We start from the raw sequence: 12,393 nt of genomic DNA, 5'->3' as shown, positions 1-12,393 counted from the left end.
GCGGTGTTCGATGGACGTGCTACTTGGCGTACTGCGGCAGCCTTGCCGGTTCGCCGGTGGACGGCTGGACATTGTATGTCCGCAGCACCTGGCTCATGACCGAGCGGAACACAGGGCCCTGGGTGATTCCGTAGATGCTGCCCTTGGGCCGCTGGAGGACCACTTCAACAATAAACCGCGGATCGTCCATGGGCGCCATTCCCACGATGGAAGCGGTATACCCGCAGTACCCGGATTTGCCGTCATCGCACGGAGATTCGGAGGTTCCGGTCTTGGCACCCACCCGGTAACCATCGATCGCGGCGTCCTTGATCTGCCCCTCGGTGACCGCGCTCTCAAGAATGTTCCGCACTTGCGTGGCTGTCCCGTCCGAGACAACCTGGCGTGGTGGCTTGGCGGCTACCGTCTCCGCGGTGCCGTCCGGGTTGATGTAGCTGTCGATCAGGCGCGGCTGGAGCATTACCCCTTTGTTGGCAACGGTCTGGAACGCCCGGACGGTCTGAAGGGTCGACTGGGACACACCCTGACCAAACAGAACCGTATATTCCTGGCGGCCGTCCCACTGGTCAGCGGGTGTCAGGATTCCGGAGGCTTCGGCGGGCAGTCCGATGTCAGGTGCTTCACCGATGCCGAACTTCTGCAGCCAGTCGTGACGCTGGTCCTTCGACAGCCGCTGCCCCGCCATCACCGTCCCGGTGTTCATGGACCAGCCCAGAATTCCGGCCAGGGTGCGCTGCTCGGTGCCATGTTCGAATGAATCATTGAACGTCTGGCCGTCCACCGTATACGACGGCGGGATGGTGAAGGTGTCCAGCGGGCCGGCCTTGCCTTCCTCGATCAGGGCGGAGGCCGTGATCATCTTCTCCACGGAACCGGGTTCATAGGCTGCTGTGACTGAACGCACGCCGCGGTCCCGGGCAGCAACCTGGCCGGGGTCGTTGGGATCCGGAGCATTGGTGTCGGCCATGGCGATGATGTTGCCGGTCTTGATGTCTTCGACGATGATCACTCCCCACTCCGCGCCAAGTTTATCTGATTGGCTCTGGATGGCCTGCTGTGCGAAGTACTGGAGATCGGAGTTGATGGTGAGCTTGACGTCCTTACCGTCCTCCGGAGGCGTCAGCTGATCCACACCGACCGGGATGCGAAGGCCGTCAGCGCCGATTTCAAAAAGTCGTTTACCGGCAGTGCCCTTGAGGATGTCATCCTGGGTCTGTTCAAGACCGGCCTGGCCGGTGACGCCGTCCTTCAGGAAACCCACTATGCCGCCCGCTACTGAACCGTTGGGGTACACACGCTTGGTGGTGCCCTCGGAGACAATTCCCGGAATCTGAAGCTTGGCGACCCGGTCTTCGACATCGGGCTTAAGGTCTTTGGAAACAATGTAGTAGCGGTGATCGCCTGTGACGGCAGCTTTCACGTCCTTGGTTTCCATCCCCAGTACGGCGGCCAGTTCGGTAATGCCCTGGTCACGGGATACCTCCACCAGTTGTTCCTCGCCGTTCACCATCTCGAGACGCCAGAAGGAGTCGGTTTTGGTGTTGACGGTCTGGTCCACAACCACGTTGTAGCGGATCACGCTGTTCGCCAGGACGGTTCCGTTGGCATCAAGGATCCTGCCCCGCTCAGCCGGCAACACAACGGCCCGGCTCCGATTGTCCAATGCGGCCTCGGCCATACCGCCGATGTCCAGCCCTTGGACGAGGAAAAGCTTTCCGCCGACGACCAGTAAGAGCGCCAGCATGATGCCCAGACCCAGCCGCAGCCTCCGTGTTGCGCTCGGGGCCTTTCCGGATCCGGCTTTGGCCGGGCCTGCACCCGATTTGGCAGGTATCGGGCTTGCGGTGCTCTGCGACTTCGCTGTGCCCTGCGACTTGCCGGTCCTCTGCGCCACGATAATCCCCTGCTGCTTGGCCTGCTGACTGTCCGTCCGGTCAGTTCTGTCAGTTACTGTCCGGGCGCCTTTTGATCAGGAGCCGGGACAGAACCGCCGTGAAGATCCACGGCCGGTACGGCCGGAGGAGCTGCCACGGGGGCCCGCGCCGGTGACGCAGCTGCGGGAGCCTGGGCATCGGCATCGCTGACCGGCGTGCGGCGGGCCGGTGGATCACTGGAGGTTGCCGGCGGGACCACGTTGAGCTGACCGGAAACTGCCGGTGCCGCTATGACTGCTCCGGCCGATGCGCCCTTGACTGCCGGCGTGGCCTTACCGCTGACGGTGAGGGTGGACAGATCAATCTGACCCTTGACAGTTGAAGCTACCATTCCCAGGTCCGAGGCCTTGGCGGCCAGATTCTGCGGAGCTTCGAAATTCTGCACCTGTTGTGTCAGGTCTTGGTTCTCCTTGGTCAGGGTGGTCTGCTGGGTCCTCAGCTTGACCAGATCATACTGGGACGTTGAGACCGAAATATTGAGCACCAGGACAGCCATGAGGGCAACTGCCAGCAGAGCGAAGCACAGCACCACAAACGGGGCGCGGCGCTTACGCGGCGCGGATCGCACCACTGAAAGCGGCGTCCGTGTCTTCCTGCCGGCGCCCGGAGCGCCCGCAGGCAAAGCGCCAGCAGGCAAAGCGCGGGCATTGTTCCCCGAGACGAGGGGGAAATTCTTGACAGCAGCGATGCTCATGCGGTCCTCCTGGCTCTGATGCGTTCCACGGCGCGCAACCGGGCTGAGGCTGCGCGCGAATTCTCGGCGATCTCGACGGCGGTAGGCACCTCGGTGCCTTTGGTCAGGGTTTTGAGTTCGGCCTTGTGTTCTTCCAGCTCCACCGGGAAGCCGAGCGGCGCCGAGGACTTGGAACCCGCCTGGAAAACGCCTTTAACGATCTTGTCTTCCAGGGAGTGATAGGACATAACAACAATGCGTCCGCCCAGCGCGGTGGCCGCAACGGCCGCCGGTACGGCCCGTTCCAGGACCTCGAGTTCCTCGTTGACCTCGATCCGGAGTGCCTGGAAAGTCCGCTTAGCAGGATGTCCGCCGGACTTGGCTGCGGCGGCAGGAACAACCCCACGGATCTGCTCAACGAGTTCTCCCGTCGTGGCGAACGGCTTGACGGAGCGTGCGGCCACAATGCGGTTTGCAATACGGCCGGCGAACTTCTCTTCGCCCCATTTGCGGATGATCCGGACCAGTTCGTCTTCGCTGTAGTTGTTGACGACGTCCGCGGCTGTCTGTCCCCGGCTGGTGTCCATCCGCATGTCCAGCGGTGCATCGAAGGAGTAGGCGAAGCCACGTTCCCGTTCGTCGAGCTGCAGTGAGGAGACGCCCAGATCCATCAGGATGCCGTGCACCTCGGAAATGCCAAGATCCTCGAGGACGTCAGGGATTTCGTCGTAGACGGCATGAACCAGATCGGTGCGTGAGGCAAACGGCGCGAGTCTCTCCCCGGCCAGTGCCAGAGCCTCCTCATCGCGGTCAATGCCGATCAGATGGAGATCCGGGTAGCGCTGGAGCATGGCCTCGGCATGTCCACCCATTCCCAGGGTGGCGTCGATGGCTACCGGCGTTTCGCCCCTCAGGCGCGCAGCTTCAAATCCAGGTGCCAACAGATTGATGCACCGGTCCCTGAGAACCGGTACATGGCGTTCGGACGTCGGCTTTGCCTGGTCATTCATGCCTACGTCCTTTCTTTCTGTACTTCCTGTGGGCTCGTCCTGCGATCTGCCTGGGGGTTCGTTTCTTGAGCCAGATCCCCATCCGCGCCTATCCTTGTGTCCGCCTGGCTCCGGGGAAGTGAGCCAGGTCAACGTTCAGATGGGCGGCTGGAGATCTCGTTCAAGAAACGCGATCCGCCGATGCCGGCCCGGTCTTCAGAGAATCCCGGGAATGGCGTCGTCGGTTTCCGAGAAGGACGTTTCCTTCTCGGCCAGGTACTCGTTCCAGGCCTGGGCGTCCCAGATCTCCGCGCGGGTTCCGGCGCCAATGACGGCCAGTTCCCTGCCGAGTCCTGCGTACTCCCGGAGCGCCGCTGGAATAGTCACGCGCCCCTGCTTGTCAGGTACCTCGTCAGAGGCTCCAGAGAGAAAGACCCGGATGTAGTCACGGGCCTGCCGGGAGGAAATGGGCGCCTCCCGCATTTGCTCGTGAACACGTGCGAATTCCTGCTCACTGAAGACGTAGATGCAGCGCTCCTGGCCCCTTGTCAGGACCAGACCGCTGGCAAGTTCCTCACGGAACTTCGCTGGGAGGATGATGCGCCCCTTTTCGTCCAGACGCGGTGAATGTGTTCCTAAGAACACTGGCCCACCGCCCGTCTGCCGTCAGAAGCTGCACGTCCCCTGTGCTGCCACTACCCTCTTACATCCTCCACTTTACTCCACTTCACCCCACAGTCAACGCAACACGGCATGTTTATCCTCCGCTTGGATGAATTTTCCCCTTGTACATCAAGGGAAGTCGGGGGTGGTGGAGAGTGGAGGGATTTCGATGCCCTACGGCCGGTCGGCCGCACCCGCACAACGGAGGCCCCCGGCGCCGCGCATCCCCGGTGTCAATTGGCGGATTCCCGGGGTTAAAAGCGGAAGACCCGCCGTGGCGGGTCTTCAATTCGGCCCCGGGACGGACCTGGTGGTGCGAAGTGGAGAATTCAGGGGGTCATATTCAGGAGTCGCCGCGGCGCCTTTCATCCCAGCGCTCTTCGAGGCTGTTCATGAACGAGCTTCTGGCTTTACCGGGCTTCCCTGAATTACCGCCAGCCTTTGCCTTGCCGGCAGCCGAACTGCGCATCGTGGCGAAGTAGACGCCGGCCCCCATAACGACAAAGCCGGCGACACCCACGAAAATGTTCTGAATCGTGACACCCACCAGCAGGACGAGGATGCCTGCCAACGTACCTAATACACCAATCACCACATGGCGCGTGGACCACGGGCGTCCCGGATCCGAGCCCATTGAATTGGCGAACTTCGGATCGTCCTCGTGCAGCTGCTTCTCCAATTGCTCGAGCAGCTTCTGTTCGTGCTCCGAGAGCGGCATCACGACCTCCTTAAGTAGGCCAACGTCCTGACTGGCCGCGGCCAGTGCATCTGCTCCGACAACGATCCGCAGGCGTTAGAGGTTCCCAATCCCCCGGCATTGGGGGACTGCAAACCAAGCATACGGACGCTGGCGGGGCAATTTATCCAGACGTTCTAAATCTATGTATCTCTAAGGATAGTTTGTTGTGGGCTGTTCTGAAAGACGCCCGCCGTATCCCCGGTATCATCGGCCACTCCACACCCGGGAAGTTGACGATAATTAACGCGGATTGCTTCCCGGATCCAACAACCGGGCCGGGACCACGGACCTGTTTCCGAACTTTTCGGCGACCTTGTCCAGCGCCTGCTCGGCGGCACGCCAGTTGTCATCCCGCCGGTCAAGGCTCAGTTGCAGGGACGTTTGCGCGGTATCTTCGAGTTGCTCGGCGCGCACACCAACCAGACGGACGCTCATGCTCCGGTCCCCCAGCGACTGGAGCAGCTGGACGGCAACGGCATAGATCAGCTGCGCGCTGTCCACGGGGGTATGGACGGTCCGGCTCCGCGTCACAGTGGAGAAGTCTGCATACCGCAGTTTCAATGCGACGGTCCTGGCAACCATTCCTGAGCTGCGCAGCCGCTCTGCCGTCCTGTGGGACAGACGCAGGAGTTCCCTGTGCAGGAGGGAATCGTCAGCAGTGTCCACGGCGAAGGTTTCCTCCGCACCTATGCTCTTCTCAAGCCTGATCGGTGTCACCGCGCGTGGATCAATCCCCCACGAGAGCCGGTATACCTGTTCGCCGGTGGCGCCCAGGACTTTCTTCAGCGAGGACACCGGCGTGGCAGCTACGTCCGCCACAGTCCGGATTCCCATCCTGGCGAGGACCTCGGCGGTTTTGGCCCCCACTCCCCACAACGCATTGACCGGAAGACTGTGAAGGTACGGGACAGTCTGCTCGGGTTCAATCAGCAGCAGTCCGTCAGGCTTGCACCGGGTGGAAGCGATCTTGGCCACAAACTTACTGGCAGCGATACCCACCGAGGCTGTGATCCCCAGTTCCCGGGTCACCCGCTGCCGGATGAGTTCCCCTATCTCACGGGGCGGCCCGAGCCTTCTGATGGCTCCACCGACATCGAGGAAGGCCTCGTCAACGCTCAGCGGCTCCACAAGATCCGTGATCGACTCAAAAATTCCCATGAGCTGGGCAGACACTTCGTAGTACACCTTGTGCCGTGGTTCGATGATGACCGCCGTGGGACACATGCGGGCGGCAATCACCATGGGCATGGCTGACTTAATGCCCAATGCCCGAGCCTCGTAGGATGCCGAGAGCACTACGGACCGGTCAGCGGGGTATCCGACAATGACAGGTTTTCCGCGAAGTTCAGGGCGGCTGCGCAATTCAACCAAAACGAAAAAAGCGTCCATGTCCACGTGCATAATGCTGCTTCGACGGAGTTCCCGAAGACGTGCTTCGAGTTGCTCTGCATTCCGGTCCGGCCCCACACCTGCAATCCTATGCCCTGGGACTGACTAAACTGGAGGCTGAATCCGGCATCAACACCAGGAGGAAAGTCCCTGTGACGGTCATTGGAAATCTTAAGCCTGCGGGCCTTGCCCTACTTGCCGCCAGCGCCTTGGTGGCCGTAGCCGGGTGTACTCCCGCGGTTCCGGGAACCGCGGCATCGCAGGGCTCAGCCTCGTCATCACCGACAACCGGCAAGTCTTCCACCACGGCTCCGCCCAGCCCGTCCGCTTCGCCAGGCACATCGGCGACCGTCGGCGCCCTCGTTTCCGGTTTCCCCCAGAAGCTCCTGCTTCTGATGCCAGGCGCCACCGTGATCTCCAGCAGCTTCGACAAGACATCCTCGCCGGCTTCCGCCGCCTTGGTGGCGAGCATCGCCGCAAAGCCCGCGGCCGTCGTCGCGTTTTATACAAAGTCGCTCGAAGCCCAGAAATTCAAGGCAGTCCCGGGAGACACGGTGGGCGCAGTGGCGTCAAAGGACTTTGTACGCGGGGACAACGAAACCGTCAACATCGCCGTCGTGGACACTGCTGGAGTCTCCACTTTCACCATTGGTGCCAACGTGGCGGCTGAGTCAGCCAAGTGACGGTTGCCGAACAGCTGCGCCTGGAACAGACGGCGTTCGTCGCCGCCGTCGCCGGTGAGCTCACCGATTTCCTGACAACCCGGCAGTCGGTGATGTCCACCATCTCGCCGGACATCGAACCGATCATGGGTTCCATCTCCAACCTGGTCACCGGTGGAAAACGTCTGCGCGCGCTCATGTGTTACTGGGGCTGGCGAGGCGCCGGCGGCCCGGCCTCCGCGCAAGACGTTGTGACTGCGGGTTCGGCGCTTGAACTCTTCCAGGCAGCCGCGCTGATCCATGACGACATCATTGACCGTTCCGACACCCGCCGCGGAGGACCCAGTGTCCACCGCCGCTTCAGCCAGCTGCACGAGAGTCAGGGGTGGGCCCTGGACCCTGAGCGGTTCGGGCACGCCGCGGCAATCCTTACGGGAGACCTGTGCCTGTCCTTCAGCGAGGAAGCGTTCACGGAAATCGGCGAACATGCGGCTTCGGGGAGCCGCGCCCGGCTGATTTTCAACCTGATGCGCGCTGAGGTGATGGCCGGGCAGTATCTGGACATCCTGGAAGAGGTAGCAGGACCGGTCCGCGACCGCGCAGGGGCAGTGAGCCGGGCCCAGTCGATTATCCGTTTCAAATCTGCCAAGTACTCAACGGAGCATCCACTTGCGCTGGGCGGCGCGCTGGCGGGGGCCACGGATGAGCTGTTGCGGGGATATTCCGCCTTCGCCCTGCCGCTGGGTGAGGCATTTCAGCTACGGGACGACGTCCTGGGAGTGTTCGGAGACCCTGTCACCACGGGAAAGCCCGCGGGAGACGACCTCCGCGAAGGCAAGAGAACCGTACTGGTGGCGTTGGCCCTGGATCAGGCCACCTCCGAGGAATCGGCATTCATCGATGCGAAACTGGGCAGCCCGGAACTGAGCGACGCGGAGGTGGCAGAGATCCGCAGGATCATTGTTGACTGCGGAGCGCTCCAGGCCACCGAAGTACTGATCGAGGAGTTTGGTGCCGCAGCTTTCGCTGCCTTGGAAGAGCTCCCGCTGGAGGAACTGCCCAAGACAGCACTGCGAAAACTCGCCGAGGCCACGGTCAGCCGCGCATCCTAGGGCGACTGCTGCGTGGTGCCCGGCCTCTGATGGCATGCCGTGCCACTGACTGCTTGCTACCAGGCCAGTGATTGGGCCCGGCGGCGGATCTCCGTCTTGCGGCCTTCGCGCAGTGCATCAACGGGCCGGCCGCGGAGTGATTCGTCGGCGGTGAAGAGCCACACGATGAGTTCTTCATCGGAATAACCGGCATCAGCAAGAACCACAATGGTTCCCTTGAGGCTGTCCACAACGTGACCATCCTGGATAAAGGCGGCCGGTACCGACCGGATACGGCGTTCGCCAACCCGGAGGGCAGCAAGTGCGCGCTCATCTATAAGGCCGTGGACTTTCGTAATGGAAACGTCCAACAACTGCGCGACATCAGGCAAGGGCAGCCACTCGCCAACAAGGCTTTCTACATTACTCACGGATCAAGGTTGCCACGGCGGGCGCCATTGCGCCTAGTCGGGACCCGGGAAACAGTGCGCACCCTTGACGACACTCCAGAAAACTGCGTTTGCCGTATGTCCTGGAATTGTTGTGCTAATTGCAATTTCGTGAGAGATTCACATAGATCACATTTGTAACAGCAATAACTTGAGTAACACTAGTATCAATAGTCACATTGGCCTGAACGACAGCATTCGCCGCTGAGAAGAGGATCTTTCCCATGACGACGTCCCGCTCGCAAAAGCAGCCCCAGAGGCCGAGCCTGCCCATGATCGCGGCGACGACGGCGGCACTCCCCGCCGTCGTGCTGTCGTCTTTGGCGCTTGCCCAGCCCGCTGCCGCAGAATCACGGCCCGCAGCGATTCCGGCAACTCTTGCCGCCGCCATGCATGCTCACGCCGCTGCGGCCAGGGCGGGAGTCATCCCGGCCGCATCGGTTTCCACTGCTCTCCCGGCGGCGTTCCGCCCGACGCAGCGGACACCAAACTCCTACACGATCGCCCGGGGCGATACCATAAGCGGCGTTGCTGGACGGTACGGGCTGGACACCTATGCCCTGCTCAAGCTGAACAATCTGAAGCCGAACACCATCATTTACCCCGGACAGAAGATCAAGCTCACCGGCTCTGCATCGGCTCCGGCGGCGACGAAGGCCCCCGCAGCAGCAGCTCCGGCCGCAGCCATGTCCGGCGGAAGCACCTACACGGTCAAGTCCGGTGACACCCTTGGCGCCATCGCTGCACGGCATGGAGTCAGGCTCGCCCAAGTACTCAGCTCGAACGGGTTGAATATGGGTTCAATCATTTACCCGGGACAAAAGATCAAGATCGGCACAGGGGCTGCTGCACCGGGGTCAGCCGTGAAGCCCGCGTCTTCGTCTCCTGCAGTCAAGCCTGCGGCACCGGCAAGCTCGGGCTCCTACACCATCAAGTCGGGCGACACTCTTTCAGCGATCGCCGCCAGGCACGGTGTCAATCTCTCGGCAATTCTGTCCGCGAACCGGATCAGCGTAAGCACCATCATCTACCCGGGAAACAAGCTGGTGATCCCCGGGACGTCCGTCCAGCCGGCCGCCAGCGTCACGCCCCTCATACCCAGCTCATTCCTCGGGTTCACCTATCCGTCCGCCGTTGTCAGCTCGGCAAACCGGAATAAAGCCCTCCTCAACGCATCGCCTGTACCGTCCAGGGAGCAGATGAAGGCCATCGTTACCGATACAGCCCGGCGCATGGGCGTGAATCCTTCCCTGGCTCTGGCCTTCGCACTCCAGGAATCCGGTTTTGACCAGCGGGCCGTATCCCCGGCGAACGCCATCGGCACCATGCAGGTCATCCCATCTTCGGGACAGTGGGCCTCGGATCTGGTGGGCCGCCAGCTGAACCTGCTCGACCCCTACGACAACGCCACTGCCGGCGTGGCCATCATCCGTCAGCTGATCGCAACCAGCAAGAATCTGGACAACGCGATTGCCGGTTACTACCAGGGCCAGTACTCGGTCAGCAAGTACGGCATGTACAAGGACACCAAGAAATACGTCGCCTCCATCAAGGCGCACCAGAAGAACTTCAGCTAAGTTCTACGGGTATCGGCACCGCTGCGGCGCTGAGCAGCCAAGAGTAACGATACGGGTCCGGATCGCATGTCGATTCGGACCCGTTTCCTTGCAGCGCTTAGGATCGTAGGGTGCAGGAACACGTGCAGGGCAATCTCGTCGGAACGCTGGTGGACAACCGCTATCGCGTTCTGTCCAAGCTCGCGCGCGGCGGCATGTCCACTGTCTATCTGGCAACCGACCAGCGTCTGGAGCGGGACGTGGCCCTTAAGGTCCTCCACCCGCATCTGGTCAACGACGGTAATTTCCTGGACCGGCTCGGGCGTGAAGCCAAGGCGGCAGCGAAGCTGTCGCACGCGCATGTTGTGGGGGTACTCGACCAGGGAAACGACGGCCAGACCGCCTATCTGGTCATGGAGTACATCAAAGGACACACCCTCCGCGACGTCATTAATGCCAAGGGCGCGTTGTCGCCACGACTGGCACTCGCCTTAATTGATCCGGTGGTCGAAGGACTCGGAGCAGCGCACGCCGCCGGCCTGATCCACCGTGACGTCAAGCCGGAGAACGTCCTTATTGCCGATGACGGCCGGATAAAGATCGGCGACTTCGGCCTTGCGCGGGCCGTCACTACTTCCACCAGCACCGGCGCACTCATCGGCACCGTTGCCTACCTCTCCCCCGAGCTGGTCCTCGGCAAGCAGGCTGACGCCCGCAGCGACATATACTCGGCCGGGATCATGCTCTACGAGATGATCACCGGAAAACAGCCGTTCGACGGCGAGGTCCCCATCCAGGTGGCCTACCAGCACGTTAACTCCGCTGTCGCGGCGCCGTCGATTCAGGTTCCCGGACTTGCTGATGAACTGGATGAACTGATCCAGTGGTGCACGGCGAATGATCCCGAGAACCGTCCGGTGGACGGCAACGCTCTCCTGTCCGAGCTGCGGCACATCCGCACCCACCTCACCGACGCGGAGCTGGACCTGCAGCCCCCGGCAGCTTTGGCCGCCGCACCTGACGCTGTCCCGGGACACCCGCCCCGGACCAGCGCGACCCACGCGCCCGCACGCCCCCCGGAGCACCAGTACACCGAAGTGCTCTCTCCGGTGCAACGGCCGACTGAAATCATTTCGCACACCAGCAACCCCACCACGGTGATTCCCCAGCCCTCCTTGCCCGGCCAGAATCAGCACGCTGGACGAAATCAATACCAGGGGCCGTCCGGGGGCGCCGCCTACGGGGAGCCACCGGCCCCTGTCAGCAAAAGGACACGGCGAAAGCTGGACCGCGAGGACCAGAAGGCGCGGTCCAAAGCAGCCGCAACTCCGGTGCGTACCCTTCGCGAAGGCAACTCCCGCCGCCGGGGTGTCCTGTGGGTCATAATCCTGATCATTGCCGCCCTGCTGGCGACAGGCGCAGGCTGGTTCTTCGGGATGGGTCCCGGTTCACCGGGCACAGTCCCGCCGGTGGCAAACAAAACCGTGGCCGAAGCGCAACAGCTCCTGCGCACGGCCGGTTTCCAGTCCAGCACCAAGGATGTTTTTGACGACGACGTCGTGGCAGGACTCGTGGTGGGATCCGAACCTGATGCAGGAACCGAGATCCGTAAGTTCCAGCAGGTGTCACTGTTTGTGTCCAAGGGGCCACAGTTGTTCCCGTTGCCTAAACTGACCGGGAAATCCCTGGATGAGGCCAAGTCTGCCCTCGGTGGCGCCGAAATGACGCTGGGGCCGATCACGGAAAAGTTTGATGAGTCCGCCGCCGCAGGCACTGTCCTCGCCCAGAATCCAGCTGCTGGAACCCCCTCCAGGCACGGCACGCCGGTCAGCTTGGCCGTCTCCAAGGGGCCCCAGCCCATTCCGGTGCCGGACGTCCGTGGACAGGCCCAGGATGACGCGGTGAAGGCAATTGAAGCGAAGGGCCTCAAGGCGGTCATCGCACCGGAACCCGTCAACGACAAGAAGATCCCCCAGGGCGCCGTGGTGAGCCAGACACCCTCTACCGGGACACTCACCAGGGGTGCGTCGGTGACACTCACCGTATCCAAGGGCCCCAAGTTGGTCCGGGTTCCCAGCTTCATCGGCAAGCAGGCCAATGATGCACGCAAGGAACTGGAAAAGCTCGGCTTCGAAGTGAGGGTCGATAACATTCTGGGTGGATTCTTCGGCACAGTCCGGGATCAGGATCCCGTGGACACCGAGGTGCCCGAGGGATCAGTCATCACCCTGACTGTGGTCTAAACCCA

At 62.1% G+C, this 12,393-nt stretch carries 11 protein-coding genes; 4 read left to right on the top strand and 7 right to left on the bottom strand.

The genetic code is table 11. From position 1 onward, the window contains the following. Window positions 1-19: 19 nt before the first annotated feature. The 6 genes from V3C33_06770 to dinB form a co-directional block, all read right to left on the bottom strand. Window positions 20-1,834: a penicillin-binding protein 2 gene (locus tag V3C33_06770; protein XAS69675.1), complete on the bottom strand. Its 1,815-nt coding sequence runs from the start codon at window positions 1,832-1,834 to the stop codon at window positions 20-22. 113 nt (window positions 1,835-1,947) lie between these two features. Next, window positions 1,948-2,628 (bottom strand): hypothetical protein, encoded by a 681-nt coding sequence (locus tag V3C33_06765; GenBank protein XAS68965.1) that lies wholly within the window; start codon window positions 2,626-2,628, stop codon window positions 1,948-1,950. After that, window positions 2,625-3,617, bottom strand: a complete 993-nt coding sequence (gene rsmH / locus V3C33_06760; protein XAS68964.1) for a 16S rRNA (cytosine(1402)-N(4))-methyltransferase RsmH — start codon at window positions 3,615-3,617, stop codon at window positions 2,625-2,627. Before rsmH ends, V3C33_06765 begins: the two co-directional genes overlap by 4 nt. Before the next feature lie 195 nt (window positions 3,618-3,812). Beyond that, a complete protein-coding gene (gene mraZ, locus V3C33_06755; GenBank protein XAS68963.1) occupies window positions 3,813-4,241 on the bottom strand; it encodes a division/cell wall cluster transcriptional repressor MraZ in 429 nt (142 codons plus the stop codon). A 361-nt stretch (window positions 4,242-4,602) separates the two neighbouring features. Further along, window positions 4,603-4,977, bottom strand: coding sequence for a DUF3040 domain-containing protein (locus tag V3C33_06750; GenBank protein ID XAS68962.1), 375 nt, complete (start codon window positions 4,975-4,977; stop codon window positions 4,603-4,605). 261 nt (window positions 4,978-5,238) lie between these two features. Further along, a complete protein-coding gene (gene dinB, locus V3C33_06745; protein XAS68961.1) occupies window positions 5,239-6,465 on the bottom strand; it encodes a DNA polymerase IV in 1,227 nt (408 codons plus the stop codon). A gap of 74 nt (window positions 6,466-6,539) precedes the next feature. Here dinB and V3C33_06740 point away from each other — a divergent pair, with 74 nt between their 5' ends. Both V3C33_06740 and V3C33_06735 read left to right on the top strand, forming a co-directional pair. Then, window positions 6,540-7,070: a hypothetical protein gene (locus tag V3C33_06740; protein XAS68960.1), complete on the top strand. Its 531-nt coding sequence runs from the start codon at window positions 6,540-6,542 to the stop codon at window positions 7,068-7,070. Continuing rightward, entirely contained in the window at window positions 7,067-8,161 is a 1,095-nt protein-coding gene (locus tag V3C33_06735; GenBank protein ID XAS68959.1) for a polyprenyl synthetase family protein, read from the top strand. Before V3C33_06740 ends, V3C33_06735 begins: the two co-directional genes overlap by 4 nt. Window positions 8,162-8,217: 56 nt before the next feature. Here the strand turns inward: V3C33_06735 and V3C33_06730 are convergent, their stop codons facing one another. Next, window positions 8,218-8,571: an Rv2175c family DNA-binding protein gene (locus V3C33_06730; protein ID XAS68958.1), complete on the bottom strand. Its 354-nt coding sequence runs from the start codon at window positions 8,569-8,571 to the stop codon at window positions 8,218-8,220. Between the two features lie 242 nt (window positions 8,572-8,813). On the opposite strand from V3C33_06730, the gene V3C33_06725 reads away from it, so the two are divergent. After that, entirely contained in the window at window positions 8,814-10,166 is a 1,353-nt protein-coding gene (locus tag V3C33_06725) for a LysM peptidoglycan-binding domain-containing protein (protein XAS68957.1), read from the top strand. A 110-nt stretch (window positions 10,167-10,276) separates the two neighbouring features. After that, a complete protein-coding gene (pknB, locus tag V3C33_06720) occupies window positions 10,277-12,388 on the top strand; it encodes a Stk1 family PASTA domain-containing Ser/Thr kinase (GenBank protein XAS68956.1) in 2,112 nt (703 codons plus the stop codon). The last annotated feature ends 5 nt before the right edge of the window (window positions 12,389-12,393 follow it).

This window comes from Micrococcaceae bacterium Sec5.7 (assembly GCA_039636785.1).
GTDB lineage: Bacteria > Actinomycetota > Actinomycetes > Actinomycetales > Micrococcaceae > Arthrobacter.
Note: the sequence above shows the minus strand (reverse complement) of the source record. Positions and strands in the feature narration are given on the sequence as shown.

What these genes read in the sequence shown, in the direction of transcription:
- V3C33_06765 (XAS68965.1), bottom strand. Translation starts at nt 2,628, where the DNA reads ATGAGCATCGCTGCTGTCAAGAATTTCCCCCTCGTCTCGGGGAACAAT.
- rsmH (XAS68964.1), bottom strand. Translation starts at nt 3,617, where the DNA reads ATGAATGACCAGGCAAAGCCGACGTCCGAACGCCATGTACCGGTTCTC.
- V3C33_06750 (XAS68962.1), bottom strand. Translation starts at nt 4,977, where the DNA reads ATGCCGCTCTCGGAGCACGAACAGAAGCTGCTCGAGCAATTGGAGAAG.
- V3C33_06725 (XAS68957.1), top strand. Translation starts at nt 8,814, where the DNA reads ATGACGACGTCCCGCTCGCAAAAGCAGCCCCAGAGGCCGAGCCTGCCC.